This window comes from Shinella curvata, from assembly GCF_022899935.1.
In the GTDB taxonomy this organism is placed as follows: domain Bacteria; phylum Pseudomonadota; class Alphaproteobacteria; order Rhizobiales; family Rhizobiaceae; genus Shinella; species Shinella curvata.
On record NZ_JALJCJ010000006.1, the window covers coordinates 86,621 to 109,445 of the forward strand.

Sequence of the window (22,825 nt, forward strand, 5' to 3'; positions counted from 1 at the left end):
ATGTTCAATCTGACGGCCTACAAGCGCGAGTGGTTCTCCAACATTCGCGCCGACATTCTCTCCGGCGTCGTTGTCGCGCTTGCCCTCATCCCCGAAGCCATCGGCTTTTCCGTCATCGCCGGCGTCGATCCTAAGATTGGCCTCTTCGCCTCCTTCGCCATCGCCTGCGTCTCCGCCTTTCTCGGCGGACGGCCCGGCATGATCTCCGCCGCAACGGCGGCAACCGCCGTGCTGATGGTCACGCTCGTAAAAGAGCACGGCCTCGAATATCTCTTCGCCGCCACGCTCCTGATGGGCTTGCTCCAGATCGGCGCAGGCTTGCTGAAGCTCGGTCGCGTCATGCGCTTCGTCTCGCGCTCCGTCATCACCGGCTTCGTCAACGCACTGGCGATCCTCATCTTCATGGCGCAGCTGCCGGAACTCGTCGGCGTGCCGGGGCTGACCTATGCGATGATCGCGGCGGGCCTCGCGATCATCTATCTCTTTCCCTATGTCAACAGGACCATCCCGTCGCCGCTGGTCGCCATCCTCGTCCTGACCGGGATCGCCTATTGGGGTGGCCTGGACCTTCGCACGGTCGGCGATCTCGGCGAACTGCCCTCCGCGCTGCCGATCTTCGCCCTGCCGCAGGTGCCACTGACCTTCGAGACGTTGCAGATCATCTTCCCCTATTCCATCGCGCTGGCCGCAGTCGGCCTGCTGGAATCGCTGCTGACGGCGCAGATCGTCGACGACATGACGGATACGCCGAGCTCCAAGAGCCAGGAATGCATCGGCCAAGGGGCGAGCAACATCGCCTCCAGCCTCATCGGCGGCATGGGCGGCTGCGCCATGATCGGCCAGTCGGTGATCAACGTCACCTCCGGCGGCCGTGGGCGCCTCTCGACCTTCGTCGCCGGCGCCTTCCTGCTGTTCCTCATCCTCGTGCTGGACGATCTCGTGCGCATCATCCCGATGGCCGCCCTGGTCGCCGTCATGATCATGGTCTCGGTCGGCACCTTCTCCTGGCGTTCCATGCTCGATCTGCGCCGCAATCCGCTCTCGTCTTCTATCGTCATGCTGGCAACGGTCGCGACCGTCGTCGGCACGCATGACCTTGCCAAGGGTGTATTGGTCGGCGTTCTCCTCTCCGGCGTGTTCTTCGCCGGCAAGGTCGCCAAGCTCTTCCACATCCGCTCGACACTGAGCGCGGACGGCACGGAACGCACCTATCATGTCGACGGCCAGATTTTCTTCGCCTCGACGGAAAGCTTCACGGCGGCTTTCGATTTCACCGAGACGCCGCGCAAGGTGACGATCGATGTCACGCAAGCGCATCTCTGGGACATTACCGCAGTCGGCGCACTCGACAAGATCGTCCTCAAATACCGTCGCCAAGGCGTCGAGGTCGCCGTCGTCGGCGTCAATGAAGCGAGCGCACATATGATCGACCGCTTCGCCCTGCACGACAAGGAACATGCCGCTTTCTCCGCATCGGGCGGACATTAAGGCGTGATGGATCGGTCCAGAGCCCAGAGTCGCCTACGTTGGCATTGAGAACGCTCAAAACCACCGTCGTAGTGGTTTTGAGCCATGTCACGTATATGCCCGGTGGTTCGGGAACTTGACCAATTCCGGGAAGACTGCCATCGCCAATGCTCGAAACGGGTTCAACTACCCTGATCAGCGTCATGAAAGCAAAAAGACAACGGTGTGCATTGGGAATATGAGATCATCTTTCGCATGACGCGACGAGAGCGAGAGTTCCCTTCCCCTTGAAGCGTTGGAAGCGGCTTCGTGTCTGGCCGAAAGCCGCCGATCAGACAGTGACGCATACGCTTCACGCTGCAAGCCTGCCGATCTGGCACATATCCTCTCGGAAGCGTTTTATCTCTTCGTCGCGTCGCATCTGATCGGGGATGCGCAACAAGTAGGATGGATGAACCGTGACGAACAGAGTTCGCGTCTCATCCATGACAAGTGGCCGGCCGCGGATATCCTCCAGACGATCCTTGCGATCTGTCAGGGAAAATAGCGCTGTCGCTCCCATGGCAACCACCAGACGGGGCTGGACCAAATCGATCTCGCGCGTCAGCCACCATCGGCACCGCTCGACCTCGCCCGCATTCGGTCGTTGGTGGATACGACGCTTGCCCCGTGGCTCGTATTTGAAATGCTTGACTGCGTTGGTGACGTAGAGTGCGCGCCGATCCAGGCCGGCAAAGGACAGAGCCTCGTCGAATACCCGGCCGGCGGGTCCGACAAACGGCCGACCCACGAGGTCCTCGTGATCGCCCGGCTGCTCACCGACGATCATGACCTTCGCGTCGGCAGGACCTTCCCCGAATACAGTCTGCGTTGCACGAAAGCAGAGGTCGCATCGTGTGCAGCGCCTCGCCTCCCGGCTTAACGCCTCGATCGTACCTGCCTCGGCCACCGGCGCCTCCGGCACACGTGCTGCTGCTTCCTGCAGACGATGGTAGAAAGGAAGCGGTTCGGTTGGTTGCCGCCGTCCCATATCGATAAGCTTCGCCTCGGCGCGGGCTATCAGGTTCGGAATAAGTTCCGCCTCCGGCAGGTTCTTCCAGTACTTCTTCGGCATCTCCGTCATCATCATCTTCACCTTCAACCGTGCAGGATTGAAAATGGAAGCGTAATAAGTACGCCAGAGCTCGTCGGTCTCGTCGGAAATGTCAGGCTTGTGCGCAGGTTCCTTCGAGGTCAGCAAGGTTTCGCCATCCCAGGACGCCGACCCGCGTGGCGTCGCAATGATCCAGTCCATGTCGTTGAAACGGCGCTGAAAGAATGGTGCAACGCGAGCGACAATGAAGTGATCTGGCTCGAACCAGGCAAGGAAGCGCCTCCGCCCGGCGACCTCCACAGGCAGTGGCATTTCCTTGAACCGCACGAAGGCCGTCATCTTGTGATAGTCGCGACCCACGGATTTTTGCATGCGATGGGCCAGACCTACGTCGATATCCGTCTTGACGTCGAGCAAATGGCGCTCCTGCCCGAGACGAAAAAGAAGCCGGTAAAGCAGCGCAAACCGGCCCGGATCGGAGTGACATACGACGGCGTCCGCAAGCCGAATGAAGGCGGGTGGGACCGACATTTGTGCCGTGACTTTTGTGGCCACAGGCGCGGCGCCGCTTTCATTGGTTGTCAGGCTTCCATCATCGCCGAACAATTGTTGCTCTTCACTTATCAATCGCCATTCGATTGCCCAGGGTTCGATCCTTGCTGCCAGGAAACGTCGTGCGGCATCGCGCCATTCAGATAGATCGCCACGACCTTCCAGAAAGCAAATTTCGGTCATAGCAATGACAGTTGTTCCGGTTTCGGCATGAACATCGATCGCAGGTCAGCACGATCGATCAGACGATGCGGCGTCCAGCCCTCGGCGGTGATGAAGGCCTGCACCTTTTTCACCGATACACCGAGCCTCCCCAAATCCTCCAGCCGCAGTCGTCTGAACCGGCGTGTCGACAGAATGGACTTCACCGTCTTTGTGCCAAAACCAGGCACGCGTAGCAGCGTTTCCTTGTCGGCGCGGTTAACATCGACCGGAAAGCGATCACGATGGCTGAGTGCCCAGGCCAGTTTTGGATCGAGGTCGAGATCGAGCATCCCGTCAGGTCGGGACGATGTTATGTCTGCGATGTCGAACCCGTAGAAGCGGTAGAGCCAGTCTGCCTGATAAAGGCGATGCTCTCGCATCAACGGCGGTTTGATCAACGGAAGGTTTTTTGTTGAGTCGGGAATCGGGCTGAACGCGGAATAATAGACCCGCTTCAGACCATAGCTGCCGTAGAGCCGCGCGCTTGTGCCGAGGATGGTCGCATCGTTCGCAGCGTCGGCGCCGACAATCATCTGCGTGCTTTGCCCAGCCGGCGCGAATTTCTTCCGCCGCTTGGTCTGCAGCGTCGGCTCCCCCATCTCTTCAATCTTCAGACGCAGATTGCCCATCGATTGACGAATGTTGTCCGGGCGCTTTTCCGGCGCCAACTTGCCGATGCCAGCATCGGTCGGCAATTCGATGTTGATCGAAAGCCGATCGGCATAGAGCCCCGCCTCCTCGATCAAATGCGGCGATGCCTCGGGAATGGACTTCAGATGAATATACCCCCGGAAATTATGCGTCGTGCGCAGTTCGCGAGCAATCCGCACCATCTCCTCCATTGTATGGTCGGAAGAGCGAATGATACCGGAGGACAAAAAGAGGCCCTCGATGTAGTTGCGGCGGTAGAATTCCAGCGTCAGCCAAACGACCTCCTCGGCTGAAAACCGTGCCCGCTCCACATTGCTCGAGGACCGATTGATACAATACGCACAATCGTAAATGCAGAAGTTGGTCATCAGGATCTTGAGAAGAGAGATGCACCGCCCGTCCGGAGCGTAGGCGTGACAAATGCCGGATCCTTCGGTCGAACCCAAACCGCCGGACGCGGAAGAATTTCGCCTCTCAGTCCCGCTGGACGCACAAGACGCATCGTACTTTGCTGCATCTGACAGGATGGCCAGACGTTCGTTTAGCGACTTCTTCATGCTATGTTCACTAAATGTTCTCATGCCGTTTGTCAATGAAACCGGAGAGGACATCCGATCGCATGACGTCGGGGCCATCGCAGATCTGAAAGATCTGTGCTGCAATCGACGCCATCAATACGGACGCAACAGCGGAGCTCATGCTGGGCAGCGGCGGTAGGAATGAAGATGATCCTGGCCCGGTTTGCCGGCTTTCGGTCTTTTTTAGCATGGCATGAGAAGCGCGCCGGCGGCTGGGGTCTAGAAGGGCAATCTGGCAATGCAGACCCAATTCTGCTGACGCTCCTTCGACCCCACTCTTCGTTGCAACATGAACAAAGAGTGGATGCCGAGAACATCATGATGCACCCTCGCCGCATGCGAGAAATGCAATCACAGCGCTGCGGACAGAAGCTGCCGGATGTTTTTCTCGTCCAGCTTGACGGGATTGCCGCCGGCACAGGGATCGAGCAGGCTCATCGTCGCAACCCTGTCGATATCGACATTTACAACGCCCATTCCGGAAAGCTTTTCCGGGATGGAGAGATCTCGACGAAGTTCGATGATCCAGTCCACGACGCCCTGCGCATCCTTGCGCGGCAGGTCGATGACACGCGCCAGCAATTCGAGCTTGTCCGCGATGGCCGGGGTGTTGAACTCGACCACGTAGGGCATGAGCACCGCGTTCAGAAGACCATGATGGGCATCGTGAAGGGCGCCGAGCGGATGGGCTAGCGCGTGGATGGCGCCAAGTCCCTTCTGTAGGGCCACGCAGCCCATTCCCGAAGCGATCAGCATCTGGCCGCGCGCCTCGAGATTGCCACCATCGTGCGTGGCGACCGGCAGCCATTTGCGGATCAGTCGCAGCGCGTTGAGCGCGATGCCCTCCGCCATAGGATGGAAGGATGGTGCGCTCAGCGCCTCCAGCGCATGCGACAGCGCATCCATGCCCGTGGCTGCGGTGATGTGCGCCGGCAAACCGGTGGTGAGTTCGGGATCCATGATCACGATGTCCGGCATCATGCGCGGATGAAAGACGATGACTTTGCGTTTTTCGATTTCATGCGTGATCACCGAGGAGCGGCCGAGTTCGGAACCGGTGCCGGCGGTAGTGGGAATGGCGATGACCGGCACGAGGCCCACGGTATTGGCGCGCTTCCAGTTGTCGCCGATATCCTCCAGTTCCCACATGGGGATCGTCTGGCGGGCCATGAAGGCAATCGCTTTTGCCGCATCCAGCGCGCTCCCGCCGCCAATTGCCACGACCAGATCGTGGTTTCCGGCGCGAAACGCATCAACGCCGTCGGTGACATTGCCGCCGGTGGGATTGGGCTTCACGTTCGAATAGAGTTCCGCGGCAAGGCCCGCACTTTTCAGCGTGTCAAGGGTGCGCTGCACCGGATAGAGATCCTTCAGCCCCGCATCGGTAACGACGAGCGGGCGGCTGGCGCCGAGTTCCCGCACCATGTCGCCGAGCCCGGCAATACGGCCGTTGCCGAAGCGCACGGCGGTGGGAAAGCTCCAGTTGCTGGTAACGGCGGGCGTGTCGATGGGCATGGGTGCGGACCTTGCTTGTTAGGATGCGGAAATGCCGGAAGCCTGTCGCTTCAGTGCCCGGCGGCGCAGCACTTCGGCGATGATCACCAATAGAAGTGCCGGTACGAGATTGATGGTGGCGAGCGCCGGATAGATCGGCGAGGAGCCGACAGCGATGCCGCTATAGACAAAGATCGGCAGCGTGCGCGCCGTGCCCGCAAGCGAATAGGAGACGTAGAAATTCCCCCAGGACAGCAGGAACGCGAAAATGGCGGCCGAGAAAATGCCGGGCCAGAGCAGCGGGAAGGTGATTTCGCGAAACACCTCCCACCCGCTCGCGCCCGCATCACGCGCGGCATCCTCGAGCGTTTCATCGAAGCCGTAGACCTGTACGGCGACCACGACGAGCGCGAAAGGCGTGATGTAGACGACATGACCGATAATGACGGTCACGAGGCCCGTCGAGAACCCAAGCCAGCTGCCGAGCACCGAGAACCACAACAGCATGACCACGCCGAGCAGCAGTTGCGGAAACAGCAGGGGTGCGAAAGTCAGCGCACGGAATGGTCCCTGCAGGCGGAAACGATACCGGATCCAGGCGACGGCGCCTGCTGTGCCGAGCACGGTCGCGAAGAGGGTTGAGACGGTTGCGACAGCCGCAGAATTTCGAACGGCGGGCCAAAAGTCCGGCTTGCTGAACAGGTCGCCGTACCATTGGAGGGAAAACCCTTCGATCGGCAGCGTGAGCACGCGGCTGGACGTGAAGGAAAAGGCGACCAGCGTGGCGATCGGCGCATAGAAAAACACCAGCAGAAGGACGACCGTGCCGACGAGCATCGTATCGACAAGCGCGTTGCGCATGCGTTGCGACATCATGCGGACCTCCCGGTTGCAGACGTGCGGCGAAGGGCGAATGCCGCGCAGGCGACAAGCATCAGCGCGCCGATCGCGATCAGCACTACGGTGAGGGCAGCACCGAGCGGCCAGTTCACCCGCGTCTCGAAACTCTGGCGGATCAGTTCGGAGGCGAGCGGCGACGTGCCGCCGCCAAGCACCTTGGGCTCGAGAAACGCGCCGAGGCTGAGCACGAACACCAGCACCGCGCCTGAATACAGTCCCGGCCGAGAAAGCGGCAGCGTGACTTCGAAAAAGGTCCGGACGCGCGAAGCGCCCGCATCATAGGCGGCCAGGATCAGGTCGCGGTCGATACGCACCAGCGAGAGATAGATGGTGAACATCGGATAGGCCACGAGATTGTAGACCATGCCGATCATCGTACCGGCCGGCGTGAACAGGAGGTTCAGCATTTCCGGCGGAAGGCCGACATGCATCAGCAGCCAGTTGGCGACACCGTTTTTATCGAGAATGAGGATCCAGCCGAAGGTCTTGAGCACCGCATCGGTCAGGAAGGCGAAGATGATGAGGATCTGGATCTGCGTCTTGAAGGTCCTCAGCCGGGTCGCCAGCGCATAGGCGGCGGGAAAGGCGATCAGCACCGTCAGCACGACGCAGACGAGCGCCATCGCCACCGTGCGTATCATGATCGTCCAGTAATGCGGCTTGGAGAACACTTCGGTCCAGATCTTCAGGTCCCATGTCCAGACAAGACGGTAATATTGCGTGGTCTGGAAGGTCAGAACTGCCGTCATCAGCAGGGGAACAAGAAGGAACGCGACCATGACCAACGCCAAAGGCGCGACGGTTGCGACGAGAACCGGATCATTCCAGGATTTGCGTTCGATCCTCATGCTCACTCCGACAGCAGGAAGGCTTGCGCGGGATCGAAACCGATACGCACCGCCTCGCCGACGATAGCCGGCAGCACAATCGATCCGGGAAGGTCCATGATGACGGCGGCGTCGAGCCCATGGATGCGAATGCGGTATTGGGTGGACGCCCCCTTGATGAAATGCTCCTCCACCTGCCCATCCAGCAGCCATTCGCCGGGCGCGGCGTCTCCCCTCACAAAACGGATTGTTTCGGGACGCACGAGAAGCGCCGTGCCGTTGGTGGAGAGCGACGGCGACACATGCTCGGGCGCAATGGTCGTCTTGCCGGCGGCAACCAGCGGCGACACGACATCCATGCCTTCGCCCGAGGCGGTTGCGGTCACAGGCAGAAAATTGGTCTCGCCGATGAACCCTGCGACGAACATATTGGCCGGGCGATAGTAGATGTCCGTGGGCGTTCCGACCTGAACGACATGCCCTGAGCGCATCACGCAGATGCGGTCGGCCAGCATCATCGCTTCTTCAAGGTCATGTGTGACGAGCACGAAGCTCGTGCCAAGCTCGCGGTGCAGCTTCTTGAGCTCCGCCTGGAGGGACTTCTTGAGCTTGGCGTCGAGTGCGCTCATGGGTTCGTCCAGCAGCAGAACGCCCGGCTGAGACACCAGCGCGCGGGCAAGAGCCACGCGCTGCTGTTCACCGCCGGAAAGCTGTGCGGGATAGCGTTCGAGATAGTCCGGCTTGAGATGCATCAGGTCGAGCATCGCACGAATGCGCCTTTCGGCTTCCGCCTTCTCCACCTTCTGGAGCTTCAGGGAAAAGCCGATGTTTTCGGCAACCGTCTTGTGCGGAAAGAGCGCGAGCTTCTGGAAAACCATGCGCGTGGGGCGGCTTGCGGCCGGCACGCCGTGCATGTCCCTGCCCTGGATTTCCAGCCGCCCGCCGGTCGGATCCTCGAACCCAGCGAGAATTTTGAGGAGTGTCGTCTTTCCGCAACCGGAAGGACCGACAAGCGCGACGAATTCGCCGGTGCCGATCTGTAGCGAGACGCCGTGCAGCGCGCGCACCGCTCCGTAGTCTTTCACAATGCCGGACGCGTCGATGATGGGGCTGGTCAAGCGCAATTCCTTGAGTCTGCAATGGGAACGGACAGGCCGACCCTTCGGGACAGCCTGTCGTTTGCTTTCACGCGAAATCAGCGCGCGGCGAGCTCTTCCTGCCAGATCGCCAGCATGTCATCGATGTTGGGCGCCACGGTGTGGAACTGGCTGTTGTCCCAGGCCGTCCACATGTAGTCCATCTGGAGGGCCTTCTTCTCCTCATCGGAGAACAGGGCTTCCGCCTTGCTGTTCGGCACCAGATTGCAGGTGGCCTCGGTGATCGCGAGCTGCTTGGCCACATCCGGCGAGACGATGTACTTCAGGAAGTCGGACGCGATCTGCGAGTTCTTGCCGTTGTCGATCAGACCGGTCGCCTCCATCCATATGATGCCCTGCTTCAGGCCGTTCTTCGGCTCGGGCACGATGGACTGGATGTAGTCGTGCCCCTTCATGCGAAGGGCCGAGGTCGCATAGGTACCACCACCGATGAGGGCACGGAACGAGCCGTCGATCAGCCCCTTCTGCGCCACGGCCAAGTCCGCGACGATGGCGCGCGTGTTCTTGAAGGCAGCACGCAGAACTTTGCGGACCTCTTCGAGTGCGGCCGCGTCCAGTTCCTCATAGGGATTGACGCCGGCGTAAAGCGCGAGCGGCATGATCGGCCAGTCACCCCAGTCCAGAAGGCAAATCTTGTCCTTGTAGGCGCTGTCGAACACCGGCGCGTAGCTCGACCAGGTTTCTAGCTTGTCGAACTTGGTGTTGACGGTGGGGCCAACCCAGCCCCAGCGGGTCGGAAGGCCGGTTGCCTTGCCCTCGAAGGCGAGCGGCTCGAACGGCGCGCGGAACTGCGGATAGAATTCCGCGAACTGATCGGCGAAATCCGCCTCGTCGATGTAGCGGCAGAATCCTGCCGGCCCCATGCGCTGGATCCAGGGGCTGTCGGACGAGACGAGGTCGAAATCGCGTGACGCACCGGCAGCGAGTTTGGCAAAGCCGCCGGCGGAATCGGTGATCAGGTCGATCGAGATCGAGGCATCCTTCGATTTCTGGAAGGGCTCGATGATGCTCGGGGCATTGTAGCCTTCCCAGCACATGTAGTTGAGGCTTTCGGCCGCCGACGCATAGCGCCGCGACGCCAGGAAGCCGCTGCCTGCGGCGGCAAGGCCGAGGCCAAGACCGCCCATGCCCTTGAGCACGGACCGGCGCTTCATGGCGGCGATGGTTGAACTGATATCTGCTGTTCCCTTTTTCATTTTTTCTTCCTTTCTTTAAGTCATCAAATAAGGCGTGCCCTTAAACCACGCCCAGATAGCGCCGGATCTCCCACTCACTGACCTGTCTCTGATATTCGGCATGTTCCACAGTACGGCTTTCGGCAAAACCGTCGACGAAGTCGCTGCCGAAGAGCTCCCTCGCCTTGTCGCTCGCGCGCAGGCGTTCGGCGGCCTCGTGGAGGTCTCGCGGGAAGATCGCCTCCGGCGCCGGCTTGGACGCGTAGAAGTCCTCACCGCTGCCTACCGGTGGTTCGATGGCTTCGCGGATGCCGGCAAGACCGGCGCCCAGCATCATCGACAATGCCAGATAGGGATTGGTGTCCGCAGACGGCACACGGAACTCGATGCGGGTGCTCGCCGGCTGGTCATTGACGACGCGCACGGCCGCGGTGCGGTTCTGCACCCCCCAGTTGGCAGCCGTCGGCGCCCAGGCACCCGGCACCAGACGCTTGTAGGCGTTGACGGTGGAGGAGCACATCGCCAGAAATTCCGGCATGAATTTTAACAGGCCACCAAGGAAATGCCGCGCCGTTCTGCTGAGACCGTCGGGCGACGATGGATCGGAGAAGACCGGGTTCCCTTCGCGGTCGCGCAGCGACAGATGCAGGTGGCCGGATTGGCCGGAAAGCTTCGGCGACAGCTTCGACATGAAGCTCACCGTCTTGCCGTTGCGGGCGAAGTAGGCGCGCGCGAAATTCTTGAAGAGCATGGCATCGTCGGCCGCCTTGATGCCCTTTGCGTGATAGAGCGGCGCCTCGAAGCAGCCGGGGCCGAGTTCGGTATGGATCGCATCGAGCTTCACGCCCATGGTTTCCATCGTCGTTTCCAGACCTGCCAGAAGATCGCCGTGCAGCGCCGCCGTCTGGAGCGAATAGGTCCGATTTCCCTGAGCGAAATGCGTCAGATCGCGATACTGCTTCGCCCGCATGCTTTCCGCCGTCTCATCAAAGACGAAGAACTCGAATTCGAAGGCGGCATGCACACTGAAGCCGAGTTCGGCGGCCTTTTCGATCTGCGCGAGGCAGATATTGCGCGGGGAACGGCGCCCGAAGTCGCCTTCGAAATCGGCAAGGCAGAGCGCCATGTCATCGGCAAACGGATATTTGCGGATCGTATCCGCGTGCAGCTTCGCGGGCCGATCAATGAACGAGCCGTCGCGGTAGGTGCTTTCCGCAATATCCCAGAAATAGAGCACCTCACAAAACGGATAACCGTCTTCGGCAAGCTTTGCCGCCTTCTGGGCTGAGACCAGCTTGTCGCGGAACTCGCCTTCCGGGTCCACCATGCCGATATGCACCGAGCGGGCACCGATCTCCTGCAGTTTGGTTTCGAAGGTTTTGTTCGTTTCTTGTGATTTCGACATGACTTGTTCCCAGCATTGAGGGTAGCCTACGGCCGGGTGCTGCGGCATGAAAATATCCCCACGGGGATAGAGGGTGACTGTCGGGTTCCGCCTGCGGATCTCGACGGAACAGTGGGAAGGGAAAGTGTTGGAGCAAGGATTTGCGGCGTGGAACAGCGCGGCCGCCGCGGCCGTGGAGGCCGTCGGCACGAACGCGTTCGGCAAGCGCCTCGATGCCGCGCTCGCATCCATTCTCGACTTCGATGTCGTGATGGTCTTCGGCTATCGCGGCGCTGAGAAACCGGTGTGCTGCTATCACAATATCGACCCGCAGCGCGCGCAGACGATCATCGACGCCTATATCGCCGGCCCCTACCTGCTCGATCCCTTCTACAGTGCCGCCATGGACACCAGAGGCTCGGCGATACGCCGGCTGAAGGACATGGCACCGGATCATTTCTACAGCTCGGAATATTACCGGCGGCACTATGTCCTGACCGGCATACGCGACGAGATCGGCATCGTGTGCCGCCCGACAAACTGGACGGGTGTCGTCGTCAGCATCACGCGCCCGGTTACCGCGCCGGCCTTCGGGCGGCGGGACCTCTCGCTGATCCGTGCCGCGGAACCCCTGCTGCGCATCATCGGCGAAAAACACTGGGGCGGTGCCAACGGTGATCGCTCTGCGGACGGTCCGGTCCCGGGGCATGACCCGATCAACGATTCCCTGAACAGGATGACGGACGGTGTCCTGACACCGCGCGAGGTCGAGGTCACCTCCCTGGTGTTGCGCGGCCACTCCAATTCGTCGATTGCCGCAGCGCTCAAGATCACGCCCGGCACCGTGAAAATTCACCGCAAGAACATCCACCACAAGTTGAGGATTTCCAGCCAGGCCGAGCTTTTCGGCCTGTTCATCCGGCACCTGTCCGCCAGCTGAGCGGCTGCCTCAGAGCTTCACCGTCGTCTTCCGGGCCAGCAGACCTTGCGGCGCGAAGAGGAGCACGACGATGACGAGGAGAATGGTGAAGGCATCACGGTAGCTGAGCAGGTTTTCCGGCAGATAGGCCTGCAGGAAGACTTCGATGAAGCCCAGCAGGAACCCGCCGGCGACGGCGCCGGAAAGACTGCCGAGACCGCCGATGATGGCGGCAATAAAGGCCTTCAGCACCGGCAGGAAGCCCATCAGCGGATCGACGCTGCCGCGCTGCGCCACCCACAGGATGCCCGCAACGCCCGCCAGCAGGCCGGAGATTGCGAAAGCCGTGGCGACGACAGCATTGGCGCGGATCCCCATCAGGCGAACGATGGCGAAATCTTCGGAGGCGGCCCGCATGGCACGGCCGAGCACGGTGGTGCGCAGAAAGAGGTTGAGGCCGACCAGCATGATGACGGTGACGAGAATAGAGATCGCCTGGATGACGCCGATGTGCAGGCCGCCAATCTCGATGGTCCCGGACAGGCTCATCGGCATCGGCACCGGCTTGGGGCGGGCCGAGATGAAATTCTGGAACAGAACGCGCAGGATGGCGCTGACGGCAAAACTCGTCAAAAGCAGTGTCGTGCCGCTTGCTCCGCGCACTGGCCGGAAGGCTGTGCGCTCCATCAACAGGACCAGCACGATCGCGACCGCAAGGGCAAAGACGATGGCAAGGCCGAAGGGCAGTCCAAAGAGAAGCGCAAAGCAGAGCCCATAGCCGGCGGCGGTCATCAGTTCGCCATGAGCGAAATTGATGAGGCCCATGATCGAGAAGACGACGGCGAGGCCCAGTGCCAGCAGGGCATAGGTGCCGCCGAGGCTCAGCGCGTTGACCAGCTGCTGCAGGAACATGTCCATGGATGGTTTTCCTTCTTGCCGGTCACGCGCCGAGATAAGCGCCCTGGATTTCGGTGGAATTGCGCAGATCGGCAGCCGAGCCCGACAAAACGATACGGCCGTTCGCCATGACGTAGCCGGTGTCTGCGATCTCCAGCGACAGCGACACGTTCTGCTCGACGAGCAGGATCGTCAGCCCGCGCTGGCGCAGGCCCGCGATCAGCTCGAAAATCTGGTCGACGATCTGCGGGGCAAGGCCGAGCGAGGGTTCGTCGAGCAGCAGAAGATCGGGCGAGGACATCATGGAGCGGGCGATGGCCAGCATCTGCTGCTCTCCACCCGAGAGCGAGCCCGCCTTCTGGTGCAGCCGCTCCTTCAGGATGGGAAAGCGAGAGAGCATGTCCTCACGCACCACATCGATCCGCCCCCTGCCCTTATGCATGGCGCCGCCGAGGAGAAGATGCTCGTCGACCGTCAGCGTCGGGAAGATACGGCGTCCTTCGGGCGTCAATGTCATGCCCATGCGCACGATCATCTCCGGCGGCAAGGCGGAAATATCCTTGCCGGCAAAGGTCACGCGGCCCGCTTTCTTGGCGGCGAGACCAACAAGCGCGTTGAGCGTCGAGCTCTTGCCGGCGCCGTTAGCGCCAAGCAGCGTGACGATCTCACCCTTGCGGACCTTGAGGTCGACACCCTTCAGCGCCTCGACCGGCCCGTAGGCGACCTTGAGGCCACTGACCTCGAGCAAGGGAGGCTCGTCGGAAATGTCACGCGTCATCGGGCAGATCCTCGCCGCGGCATGTCCGCCCCGGCCAACAACAGGAAGACCGCCCTCCGGCCGAAGCCGGAGGACATCGTTTGGAAGATCACGGTGCGGGAACGTCTTCGGCGGCCGGCACGCCCTGGCTGACCAGAGAGCGGTTGCCGCCCTCGATGCGCACCAGCGAGACGGAGCGCAGCGGCATGCCCTGCGTGCCGACATAGCTGATCTTGCCGGTCACGCCCTCGACACCGTCGAGCGAGGCGATGGCCTCACGAATGGCAGTGGGCTCGACGCTGTCGGCCTTGGTGACGGCCGCCTCGATGACCTTGCCGAGATCGTAGCCGTTGGCGATGTAGACCGTATCCGGGTCCTGGCCGAACTTCGCCTTGTACTTCTCATTGAAGGCGGCGAGCGGGCTGCCCTCCGTCGCGAAGCCGGCCGTCGTGAAGACCACGCCATCGACGAGCGGGCCGAGGCCGAAGGTCGTCGGGGAATCGATACCGTCGCTGCCGAGGATGGGGGTTGCGACGCCCGCACCGCGCAGCTGGCGGATGAAGGCGGGGAAATCGGGCTCATAGGCGGCAGTCATGATGACGTCGGGCGCCGGGTTCAGTGCCTTGATCTTGGTGACTTCGGCGCTGAAATCCTGCTGGCCCATGCTGTAGGTACCCTCGCCGATGACCTCGCCGCCCTTGCCCTTGAAGCTGGTGGCGAAGTATTCCGGCAATTTCAGCGTATAGGCCGTATCCGGTGACTTCAGCACATAGGCTGTCTTGAAGCCCTTTTCCTTTGCGTAGTTCGCCAGAACGGCGGCCTGCACATTGTCGGCCGGGTAGTTGCCGAACATGTAATCGCCCACGGCAAGCGGCATGGTCGGGGTCGTGGCGCAGAAGGAGAAGGCCGGGATCTGGGCGGCTTGGGTGATCTGACCGGCTGCGATCGACGGGTCGGCGTCGCAGGGGGTGATCAGGATCTTGATACCCTCGTCGACCAGTTCCTGTGCGACAAGCGCCGTCTGCGCGGCATCAGAACGAGTGTCCTTGGTAATGAGCTTGATCGGGAATTTCCCGGCAACACCACCCGCCGCATTGATTTCATCGACGGCCATTTGCAGGCCCTTCAAGGACGGCTGATCATAGGGGGCGAGACCGCCGGTCTGAGCAGTCGCCAGGCCGACGACGAGGTCTTCGGCAAGGGCGGGGAATGCGAGTGCGCCAAGAGCGGTAGACAGGAATAATGCCTTCAATGTCGTTTTCATTTTTATACTCCTCTGGTGGTTATGCCGGCTTGCCGGCGGCATGCGGATCGAAATCCGACAGCCCGGCGTCGATTGCGGGCTTGATCTGCTGAGTGGCCGAGCGGCGGCGGCCGATATAGGCCTCGATGACGGCGGGGTTGGCCTGAATTTCCGCCGGCGTGCCGATGGCGATCTGCTGGCCCTTATTGAGCACAACGACCACGTCGCAGAGGCGCATGATGAGCTTCAGGTCATGCTCGACGACAAGGAGACCCAAGCGGTGTTTCGTGCGGATACGGTCCAGCACGGTCATCAGCTCTTGGGTTTCCGCCGGGTTCATGCCGGCAGCCGGCTCGTCGAGCAGCAGGTAGCGAGGCTTCAGGGCAAGCGCTCGTGCGATTTCCAGCCGCCGTTGCGCACCGTAGGACAGCGTACCGGCGAGCTGGCCGGCGACGTCGCCAAGACCGACCTCAGCAAGGGCCTCGCGGGCCAGATCTACCGGATCGCGCTCGCCCGCAACGGCGCTTGCCGCGACGGTGACGTTCTCCAAAACCGTGAGATTCTTGAAGAGGCGGATGTTCTGGAATGTCCGCGCCAGGCCGGTGACCGGCACCCGATGGACCGGGAGGGACGCGACGTCAGTACCATCGATCATCACCCGGCCGCTCGACGGCGGCACGACGCCGGAAACGCTGTTGATGAGCGTCGACTTGCCGGCACCGTTCGGGCCGATCAGGCCGGTAACGAGGCCGGGGCGGATTTCGAAATCGGCCTTTTCCAATGCAACCAAACCCGAAAAACGCTTGCCGACATTTTCGACACGGAGCAAACCGCCTTCCGTGGCCACACTTTGTGCCGCCTGCTCAACCGCTAGCTTTGCCGCGCCGGCGGCAAGGCGCTTGAGAAATGGCACCTGTTCATCGACCTCACGCACGCCGAGCAGCCCATCCTGCAGGCGGTACATGACAAGCAGGATGGCAAGACCGATGCCGATATCGGTGAGACCGAACACCGTCGGCAGCGAGAGGAAGCCGAGATCGACGCCGCCCTCCAGTTTGCGCAGCAGTTCCACGATCAGCATGATGACGGCCGACCCGACAACCGCACCGGACACGGTTGTGATGCCGCCGAGGATGAGCATGGCGAGCAGCATGAAGGTGAAGTTGAAATAGAAATCCTTCGGCGAGAAAGCGCCGATGAAATGGGCAAACAGCACGCCGGCGACCCCGGACAGGATCGCCCCCAGCACCCATGCGATGAAGCGATGTAGCCGCACATTGACGCCGACCGCCGTCGAGGCGATCTCATCCTCCCGCGACGCACGCAGCTTCATGCCGGCAGCGCTGTCGCGATAGATGCGGGCGATGGCGACGGCGAGTACGGCAAAAGGCAACGCGACCCAGATATTCACCGCACGCGGAATACCGAAGAAGGTCTGGCTACCGCGGGTGAAATCGCTGGATGCGACCAGCACGACATGCACGATGACGAGAAAGCCGAGCGTGCAGATCGAGGCGGAGGAGCCGCCGAGCCGTGCGACCGGAATGCCGATGGCAACCGCAACCACAGCCACCACAACCAGCGCGACAAGAAGCGCCGGGAGGAAAGACATGCCCCAGCCCATCAACCAATCCGGCAGATGCGGCAGCGCCGTCTTCTGAACGATCGGATTGATGGTCAAAAGGCCCGATGCATACGCGCCGACGGCCATGAAGCCGACATTGCCGAAGGAAATGATGCCGGAATTGCCGCTATAGACGCCGATACCGATGACAGCGATCACGTTGATCAGGAACAGCGTGACGAGCCGCTCCCCGGCCCCCGGGAAGAAGCCTTTCGCCACAAGGGCGGCGATCACCAGGGGGAGCACCGTCGCGACGATCCCGACGACGGTTCCGCGCCTTATGCGCACCATCAGCATTCTCCCGATTTGCGGCTTCGTTTTGTCGAGCCCGTTCCCGCAACAAACGTTAATCGAGAAAACACATATGTCAATCTTGTTTCATTTTTTATTGTCTGATAGCAAGAATGTAACAAAATTAAAATTGCGCCACGAACGCCGATCATGAGGGGGAGGCAAGGAATGGCCATTCGAGACCGTCTGACGGACGGGGAAATCCCCTTCACTCGCGCAGAGCTGAAGATCGTGCGGCAATTGCTGTCGAACTATCCGGCCGCCGGCCTCAACACGGTCGCGCATCTTGCCAGCGCCGCCGGCGTCAGCAATCCGACGGTCGTGCGTTTTGCCAACAAGCTTGGCTACGAGGGCTATCCGGAATTCCAGGCAGCCCTCCTCGGTGAGGTGCAGGAGCGCATGAGTTCGCCGCTCTCCATGCTCGACACGCGCAAACCCTCGCTGGAGCAGGAGAATTTCTATCAGTACTTTTTGCGCGCCAGCATTCATGCGCTGGAATCGTCTATGCAGATGCTGCCTCCCGACGATTTCGAGGCCGCCATCGATGCCGCGGCCGATCTCGGCATGCGCGTCCATTGTCTTGGCGGGCGCTTCAGCGGCTTCCTCGCAGGCCTCCTCTGGTCACATATGAAGCAGCTGCGCGGCGAAACGCGCTGGATCAACGGCTCGCAGGCCGATCAGGTCGATCAATTGGTCGATCTCGGCAAGCGCGACGTACTCTTCGTCTACGACTACCGCCGCTATCAGATCGACACGATCCGCTTCGCGCGGCAGGCGGCCAAACAAGGCGCGCGTATCGTGCTCTTCACCGACCGCTGGGTTTCGCCGATAGCCGAGTTCGCCTCGGTCACGCTGATGGCGCCGGTCGATACGGTCTCGCCCTATGACACGATGGTGCCTGCCATTGCCCAGACAGAGGCGCTGATCGCGGGCCTCACCGCTCGCCTCGCCAACCAGTCTCGCGGCCGCATCGAGCGCATGGAGGAGCTGCGCCGAAGCTATGGCATCACCGAAGACGCTTACAACCCGCCGGTCGACGGCAACAAATGAGATTGCGCCCTGATGGGCGACCAGACACCCTTGGAGGACAGACATGACTGCGATTGAAGTGCGATATGGCAAGGACCTGCTGCGGCGCGACAGCGACTACGAAGCCGGCATGACGGCTCTGCTCTATGTCGACATGCAGCGCATCTGGTGCGAGCCGAATCTCGATCCGACGCATCCGCAGGACGCCGACAGCTACTACCACCGCCGCCTGCGCGAAAAGGTCATCCCCAATCAGGTCCGCATTCTGGAAGCGGGCCGCAAGGCCGGCTGCAACGTGCTGCACACGATCATCGAAAGCCTGACGCTGGATGGCCGCGACCGTTCGCTCGATCACAAGCTCTCGGACATGCATGTGCCGAAAGGTTCGCCTGAAGGGCAGGTCATCCCCGCGCTGGCGCCCATCGACAACGAGATCGTGCTGCCGAAGACCTCGTCCGGCGTCTTCAATTCAACGAATATCGACTACGTGCTGCGCAATCTCAACACACGCTACCTCATCATCGCCGGGGTCGTCACAGACCAGTGCGTCGACATGGCCGTGCGCGATGCGGCCGACCGCGGCTATCTCGTGACCGTCGTCGAGGATGCCTGCGCCACCTACAGCCAGGAACGCCATGACGCCGCGATGCGCGCCTATTCCGGCTACTGCTGGATCACCGACACCGAAACCGTCGTCAGCCGCCTTGCCGCACTCGGCCAGGCCTGATCGTTTCACAAGGGGATCATCATGAACGACAGCAACGGCAAGGCTCTCGCCAGCCTCACGGAACTTGCAACCTTCGTCACGACCGACATTGCCGGCATCACCCGTGGGCGCAGCTTCGCGGCCGCCGAAATCGAGGACTATCTGCGCAAGGGCGTCGGCTGGGTGCCGGCGAACCTCGCCTTGACGCCGTTCGATCTTATCGCCGACCCCAACCCATGGGGCTCGGCCGGGGATCTGCGCCTGATGGCCGACCCCGCCAGCAAGGCCCGCGTCACCTGCCTGCCGGACGAAACGCCGCTGCACTTTTACCATTCCGATATCACCGACCTTAAGGGCGAGCCTTGGGACTGCTGCGTGCGCAGCGTCCTGAAAGCGACGCTGGCCCAGTTCGAAAAGGAAGCCGGCCTCAAGGTTATCAGCGCTGTCGAGCAGGAATTCCAGGTGCTCGGAGCAGACTGGCCCGCAGCACCCGCCTTTGGCCTGCGCGCACAGCGCCGCGCCGAGCCTTTCGGCTCCCTGCTGATGACCGCGCTAAAGGAAGCGGGCGCCGAGCCGGAAATGTTTCTGCCGGAATACGGCAAGGACCAATTCGAAGTTACCTGCCGACCGGCCCCTGCCCTTGTTGCCGCCGATCGCGGTGCCACGATCCGCGCCGTGACCCGCGAAGTTGCGGCCCTCTTCGGCTGGATTGCCAGCTTTGCACCCAAGACCGATCCCAACGGTGTCGGCAACGGCGTGCATCTGCATGTCAGCTTCACCGATCTCGACGGCAATCCGGTCACCTTCGACGCATCGCGCCCCGGGCGACTTTCCAAGGTTGCCGGCTCCTTCGCCGCCGGCGTCATCAAGCACCTGCCGGCCCTCGTCGCCTTCACGGCACCATCCGTGCTCTCCTACATGCGGCTCGTGCCGCACCACTGGAGCGCGGCCTATACCTGCCTTGGCGAAAAGAACCGCGAGGCGACGCTGCGCATCTGCCCGACACTCGACCTGCCCGGCAGCAATCCGGCAAAACAGTTCAATTTGGAGTACCGCGCCGCCGATGCCTGCGCGAGCCCGCACCTGTCGCTTGCCGTCGTCCTACGCGCCGGTCTCGAGGGCATCCGGGCAGGGCTGGAACAGCCGCCGCTGATCAATTCCGATCCATCGGAGTTCTCGGCCGACGAGCAGGCCAGGCTCGGCATCCGTCGCCTGCCTGCAAGCCTCTCCGAAGCACTCGACACGCTTGCCGCAGACCCGGTGGTGACGGGCTGGTTCTCGAAGGATTTCCTCGACTGCTACTTCGCCATGAAGCGCAAGGAGATCGAGATCGTCGAGGATCTTTCGCCGGAGGCCCTCTGCGCGCGTTACGCGACCGTCTACTGAGCACGCAGACATGACAACAAGCAAAGTCATTCCGCGCACAGAGAACCGATGGCGGCACGATCCTGCCCAGCCGCTGCTCGCCATAGACGAGCCACCGCCCTATGCCGTCGTCAATCCGGACGGGACATCGCCCTATCTTTTGCTTTGCGAGCACGCGTCCAATCGCATTCCCCGGGCGCTGGGCGATCTGGGCCTTCCCGAGACCGAACGCCGACGCCACATCGCCTGGGACATCGGCGTCAGTGCGCTGTCCCAGCACTTGAGCCGCGCCCTCGACGCGCCCCTGTTCATGAGCAACTATTCGCGCCTCGTCATCGATTGCAACCGACCGCTCGGCGTGCCCTCGGCGATCCCTGAAATCAGCGAGACGACGGAAATTCCCGGCAATCTCGATCTGACGGACGCAGAGCGTCAGCAGCGCATCGACACGCTGTTCACGCCATACGCCGACGTCGTCGCAAGACGGCTCGACCTGTTGCAACAGCAGGGCAAGCGCCAGATCATCGTCGGAATCCATTCCTTCACGCCGGTCTATTTGGGCAGGCAGCGCCCCTGGCATGCCGGCATCCTCTATGGCGAGGCGGCGGGTTTCGGCCGGGCGCTGATCGATCAGTTGCAGAGGGAGGATGCTCTCACCATCGGGGACAACGAGCCCTACACCATCCATCGCGACGAAGACTATACGGTACCCGTGCACGCCGATGCGCGCGGCCTGCCGGGTGCCTTGATCGAGGTGCGCCATGACCTCATCGACACGCTTGCCGGCGTCGACGAATGGGGCACACGCCTGACCCGCTGTTTCGAAAACATCTTGAAGGAACTTTGATGATGGCGCACGACCTCTACAGTCGCGATGCGGCAGCGATCGGCAACCTGCAGAAATTGCGGTTTTTTCCGCTTGCGATTGCCGGTGGAAAAGGCGCGCGACTTGTGGAGGAGGGTGGCCGCGAACTTCTTGATTTCTCGGGTGCATGGGGTGCGGCAAGCCTCGGCTACGGCCATCCGGCAATCGTTGAGGCCGTCTCCGACGCCGTTGCCAATCCGGCCGGCGCCAGCATCCTTTCGGGCTCGAATGCACCGGCGGTCACGCTCGCCGAAAGGCTGCTGGAAACATTTCCCGACCGGAGCACACACAAGGTCTGGTTCGGTCACTCCGGCTCGGACGCCAACGAGGCGGCCTACCGGGCGATCACCCGGGCGACCGGTCGCAGCGGCGTCGTCGCGTTTGTCGGCGCCTATCACGGCTGCACGGTCGGTTCGATGGCTTTTTCCGGACACAGCGTGCAGGCCGATGCCGCAAAGGCGGACGGCCTGATCCTTCTGCCCTACCCCGACCCCTACCGCCCCTACGAGGGCGACCCGACGGGCGACGCCGTCCTCACGCTCTTCCGCGAAAAGCTGGCGGCGCTTCCCGCCGGCGCGGTTGCGGCCGCCTTTATCGAGCCGATCCAGTCCGACGGCGGCCTGATCGTGCCACCCGACGGCTTCCTGCGGAAATTCGCCGATATCTGCCGTGCGCACGGCATTCTCGTTGTCTGCGACGAGGTGAAGGTGGGGCTTGGTCGCAGCGGCCGCCTGCATTGTTTCGAGCACGAAGGCTTTGTTCCCGACATTCTGGTGCTCGGCAAAGGACTGGGCGGCGGCCTGCCGCTCTCAGCCGTCATTGCGCCGGCCGAGATCCTCGATTGTGCAAGCGCCTTTGCCATGCAAACCCTGCACGGTAACCCGATCTCCGCCGCCGCTGGGATTGCCGTGCTTCAGACGATCCATCGGGAGGGCCTTGCCGCCGCGGCCGAGCGCAAGGGAAAGCTTCTGCGCGAAAGGCTTGCTGGCCTCGCAGAGCGACATCACCTGATCGGCGACATCCGTGGCAGAGGCCTTGCTTGCGGCGTGGAACTTGTTCGCGACCGCAACACCCGCCAGCCCGCGCGGATGGAAACGGCAAAGCTGATTTATCGTGCCTACGAACTGGGCCTCGTCCTCTACTATGTCGGCTTGAACGGCAACGTCCTCGAAATTACGCCGCCCCTGACGGTGTCAGAGGACGAAATTCACCAGGCGGTGGATTTGCTCGACAAGGCGTTCTCCGAAAGCGCCACGGTTTTGGACGAAGTCATATCAGGGTTTGCCGGCTGGTGACCCTGGTTGACCAGCGTCACTCTCAACGCCGCAAGCGGAGAGCACGGACGCGATCAAACCGGGAAAGCGTGCCTCGAGGTCGTGGTACCGCAAGCTGAGGCGGCGACCGCGTCCGAACGGCTCGTTGCGGATGATGCCAGCCTCGCGCAGCACTTTCATCAGATGCGACTTGGTCGACTTTGGTATCGAAGGGTCAGAGAGATGACATTGCGCCATTTCAAGCGGACCGCCGGCGAGCTGACGCACAATGGCCAGGCGCTCGGGATCGCTCAATGCAAAAAGCACGTCGGTCAGCCGAAGGTCGTTACGACCGGGATGGGACAGTTCGGTGTTCTCGCTCGTCATGGTTCGA

20 protein-coding genes are annotated in these 22,825 nt (G+C 61.8%); 7 read left to right on the plus strand and 13 right to left on the minus strand.

Going from position 1 to position 22,825, the window contains the following annotated elements:
* Complete coding sequence (locus MUU55_RS21215; RefSeq protein ID WP_244762777.1) at positions 1-1,488, plus strand: SulP family inorganic anion transporter; 1,488 nt, start codon at positions 1-3, stop codon at positions 1,486-1,488.
* A gap of 331 nt (positions 1,489-1,819) precedes the next feature.
* Here MUU55_RS21215 and MUU55_RS21220 read toward each other — a convergent pair whose 3' ends face one another.
* The 8 genes from MUU55_RS21220 to MUU55_RS21255 form a co-directional block, all read right to left on the minus strand.
* Entirely contained in the window at positions 1,820-3,295 is a 1,476-nt protein-coding gene (locus tag MUU55_RS21220) for a UdgX family uracil-DNA binding protein (RefSeq protein ID WP_244762778.1), read from the minus strand.
* The gene (locus tag MUU55_RS21225; RefSeq protein ID WP_244762779.1) at positions 3,292-4,524 is read right to left on the minus strand and encodes a putative DNA modification/repair radical SAM protein; all 1,233 of its coding nucleotides are present in this window, start codon (positions 4,522-4,524) and stop codon (positions 3,292-3,294) included. The genes MUU55_RS21220 and MUU55_RS21225 overlap by 4 nt, the downstream gene beginning before the upstream one ends.
* A 372-nt stretch (positions 4,525-4,896) precedes the next feature.
* Positions 4,897-6,060 carry an iron-containing alcohol dehydrogenase gene (locus tag MUU55_RS21230; RefSeq protein WP_244762780.1) on the minus strand — a complete coding sequence of 388 codons (1,164 nt, stop codon included), beginning with the start codon at positions 6,058-6,060 and terminating at the stop codon, positions 4,897-4,899.
* Between the two features lie 18 nt (positions 6,061-6,078).
* Positions 6,079-6,915 carry an ABC transporter permease gene (locus MUU55_RS21235; RefSeq protein WP_244762781.1) on the minus strand — a complete coding sequence of 279 codons (837 nt, stop codon included), beginning with the start codon at positions 6,913-6,915 and terminating at the stop codon, positions 6,079-6,081.
* Positions 6,912-7,787, minus strand: a complete 876-nt coding sequence (locus MUU55_RS21240; protein WP_244762782.1) for an ABC transporter permease — start codon at positions 7,785-7,787, stop codon at positions 6,912-6,914. Before MUU55_RS21240 ends, MUU55_RS21235 begins: the two co-directional genes overlap by 4 nt.
* Before the next feature lie 2 nt (positions 7,788-7,789).
* Complete coding sequence (locus tag MUU55_RS21245; protein WP_244762783.1) at positions 7,790-8,884, minus strand: ABC transporter ATP-binding protein; 1,095 nt, start codon at positions 8,882-8,884, stop codon at positions 7,790-7,792.
* Between the two features lie 77 nt (positions 8,885-8,961).
* Entirely contained in the window at positions 8,962-10,119 is a 1,158-nt protein-coding gene (locus MUU55_RS21250; protein ID WP_244762784.1) for an ABC transporter substrate-binding protein, read from the minus strand.
* 40 nt (positions 10,120-10,159) lie between these two features.
* A complete protein-coding gene (locus MUU55_RS21255; protein ID WP_244762785.1) occupies positions 10,160-11,503 on the minus strand; it encodes a glutamine synthetase family protein in 1,344 nt (447 codons plus the stop codon).
* A 124-nt stretch (positions 11,504-11,627) separates the two neighbouring features.
* On the opposite strand from MUU55_RS21255, the gene MUU55_RS21260 reads away from it, so the two are divergent.
* A complete protein-coding gene (locus MUU55_RS21260) occupies positions 11,628-12,422 on the plus strand; it encodes a helix-turn-helix transcriptional regulator (protein WP_244762786.1) in 795 nt (264 codons plus the stop codon).
* 9 nt (positions 12,423-12,431) lie between these two features.
* On the opposite strand, the gene MUU55_RS21265 is transcribed toward MUU55_RS21260, so the two are convergent.
* The 4 genes from MUU55_RS21265 to MUU55_RS21280 all read right to left on the minus strand — a co-directional run bounded on the left by MUU55_RS21265 (position 12,432) and on the right by MUU55_RS21280 (position 17,213).
* Positions 12,432-13,319 carry a branched-chain amino acid ABC transporter permease gene (locus MUU55_RS21265; RefSeq protein WP_244762787.1) on the minus strand — a complete coding sequence of 296 codons (888 nt, stop codon included), beginning with the start codon at positions 13,317-13,319 and terminating at the stop codon, positions 12,432-12,434.
* Between the two features lie 22 nt (positions 13,320-13,341).
* On the minus strand, positions 13,342-14,076 hold the full coding sequence (locus tag MUU55_RS21270) for an ABC transporter ATP-binding protein (RefSeq protein ID WP_244762788.1): 735 nt from the start codon (positions 14,074-14,076) through the stop codon (positions 13,342-13,344).
* A gap of 88 nt (positions 14,077-14,164) precedes the next feature.
* A complete protein-coding gene (locus tag MUU55_RS21275) occupies positions 14,165-15,319 on the minus strand; it encodes an ABC transporter substrate-binding protein (RefSeq protein WP_244762789.1) in 1,155 nt (384 codons plus the stop codon).
* 19 nt (positions 15,320-15,338) lie between these two features.
* Positions 15,339-17,213, minus strand: a complete 1,875-nt coding sequence (locus MUU55_RS21280) for a branched-chain amino acid ABC transporter ATP-binding protein/permease (RefSeq protein ID WP_244762790.1) — start codon at positions 17,211-17,213, stop codon at positions 15,339-15,341.
* Between the two features lie 168 nt (positions 17,214-17,381).
* On the opposite strand from MUU55_RS21280, the gene MUU55_RS21285 reads away from it, so the two are divergent.
* Genes MUU55_RS21285 through MUU55_RS21305 form a run of 5 tightly spaced genes read left to right on the plus strand, consistent with a single transcriptional unit; the run spans position 17,382 to position 22,473 of the window.
* The gene (locus MUU55_RS21285; RefSeq protein WP_244762791.1) at positions 17,382-18,263 is read left to right on the plus strand and encodes a MurR/RpiR family transcriptional regulator; all 882 of its coding nucleotides are present in this window, start codon (positions 17,382-17,384) and stop codon (positions 18,261-18,263) included.
* Positions 18,264-18,306: 43 nt separating this feature from the next.
* Positions 18,307-18,969 (plus strand): cysteine hydrolase family protein, encoded by a 663-nt coding sequence (locus MUU55_RS21290; protein ID WP_244762792.1) that lies wholly within the window; start codon positions 18,307-18,309, stop codon positions 18,967-18,969.
* 21 nt (positions 18,970-18,990) lie between these two features.
* Positions 18,991-20,334 (plus strand): glutamine synthetase family protein, encoded by a 1,344-nt coding sequence (locus tag MUU55_RS21295; RefSeq protein WP_244762793.1) that lies wholly within the window; start codon positions 18,991-18,993, stop codon positions 20,332-20,334.
* 10 nt (positions 20,335-20,344) lie between these two features.
* Positions 20,345-21,160 (plus strand): N-formylglutamate amidohydrolase, encoded by an 816-nt coding sequence (locus tag MUU55_RS21300; protein WP_244762794.1) that lies wholly within the window; start codon positions 20,345-20,347, stop codon positions 21,158-21,160.
* Between the two features lie 2 nt (positions 21,161-21,162).
* On the plus strand, positions 21,163-22,473 hold the full coding sequence (locus MUU55_RS21305) for an aspartate aminotransferase family protein (protein ID WP_244763126.1): 1,311 nt from the start codon (positions 21,163-21,165) through the stop codon (positions 22,471-22,473).
* On the opposite strand, the gene MUU55_RS21310 is transcribed toward MUU55_RS21305, so the two are convergent.
* Positions 22,453-22,818: an ArsR/SmtB family transcription factor gene (locus tag MUU55_RS21310; RefSeq protein ID WP_244762795.1), complete on the minus strand. Its 366-nt coding sequence runs from the start codon at positions 22,816-22,818 to the stop codon at positions 22,453-22,455. The genes MUU55_RS21305 and MUU55_RS21310 overlap by 21 nt on opposite strands.
* Positions 22,819-22,825 lie beyond the last annotated feature (7 nt).

Excerpts from the sequence above, each read along its gene's own strand:
- MUU55_RS21215 (WP_244762777.1), top strand. The coding sequence starts at position 1 with ATGTTCAATCTGACGGCCTACAAGCGCGAGTGGTTCTCCAACATTCGC.
- MUU55_RS21220 (WP_244762778.1), bottom strand. The coding sequence starts at position 3,295 with ATGACCGAAATTTGCTTTCTGGAAGGTCGTGGCGATCTATCTGAATGG.
- MUU55_RS21225 (WP_244762779.1), bottom strand. The coding sequence starts at position 4,524 with ATGAAGAAGTCGCTAAACGAACGTCTGGCCATCCTGTCAGATGCAGCA.
- MUU55_RS21230 (WP_244762780.1), bottom strand. The coding sequence starts at position 6,060 with ATGCCCATCGACACGCCCGCCGTTACCAGCAACTGGAGCTTTCCCACC.
- MUU55_RS21235 (WP_244762781.1), bottom strand. The coding sequence starts at position 6,915 with ATGATGTCGCAACGCATGCGCAACGCGCTTGTCGATACGATGCTCGTC.
- MUU55_RS21240 (WP_244762782.1), bottom strand. The coding sequence starts at position 7,787 with ATGAGGATCGAACGCAAATCCTGGAATGATCCGGTTCTCGTCGCAACC.
- MUU55_RS21250 (WP_244762784.1), bottom strand. The coding sequence starts at position 10,119 with ATGAAAAAGGGAACAGCAGATATCAGTTCAACCATCGCCGCCATGAAG.
- MUU55_RS21255 (WP_244762785.1), bottom strand. The coding sequence starts at position 11,503 with ATGTCGAAATCACAAGAAACGAACAAAACCTTCGAAACCAAACTGCAG.
- MUU55_RS21265 (WP_244762787.1), bottom strand. The coding sequence starts at position 13,319 with ATGGACATGTTCCTGCAGCAGCTGGTCAACGCGCTGAGCCTCGGCGGC.
- MUU55_RS21270 (WP_244762788.1), bottom strand. The coding sequence starts at position 14,076 with ATGACGCGTGACATTTCCGACGAGCCTCCCTTGCTCGAGGTCAGTGGC.
- MUU55_RS21275 (WP_244762789.1), bottom strand. The coding sequence starts at position 15,319 with ATGAAAACGACATTGAAGGCATTATTCCTGTCTACCGCTCTTGGCGCA.
- MUU55_RS21280 (WP_244762790.1), bottom strand. The coding sequence starts at position 17,213 with ATGGTGCGCATAAGGCGCGGAACCGTCGTCGGGATCGTCGCGACGGTG.
- MUU55_RS21285 (WP_244762791.1), top strand. The coding sequence starts at position 17,382 with ATGGCCATTCGAGACCGTCTGACGGACGGGGAAATCCCCTTCACTCGC.
- MUU55_RS21290 (WP_244762792.1), top strand. The coding sequence starts at position 18,307 with ATGACTGCGATTGAAGTGCGATATGGCAAGGACCTGCTGCGGCGCGAC.
- MUU55_RS21295 (WP_244762793.1), top strand. The coding sequence starts at position 18,991 with ATGAACGACAGCAACGGCAAGGCTCTCGCCAGCCTCACGGAACTTGCA.
- MUU55_RS21300 (WP_244762794.1), top strand. The coding sequence starts at position 20,345 with ATGACAACAAGCAAAGTCATTCCGCGCACAGAGAACCGATGGCGGCAC.
- MUU55_RS21305 (WP_244763126.1), top strand. The coding sequence starts at position 21,163 with ATGGCGCACGACCTCTACAGTCGCGATGCGGCAGCGATCGGCAACCTG.
- MUU55_RS21310 (WP_244762795.1), bottom strand. The coding sequence starts at position 22,818 with ATGACGAGCGAGAACACCGAACTGTCCCATCCCGGTCGTAACGACCTT.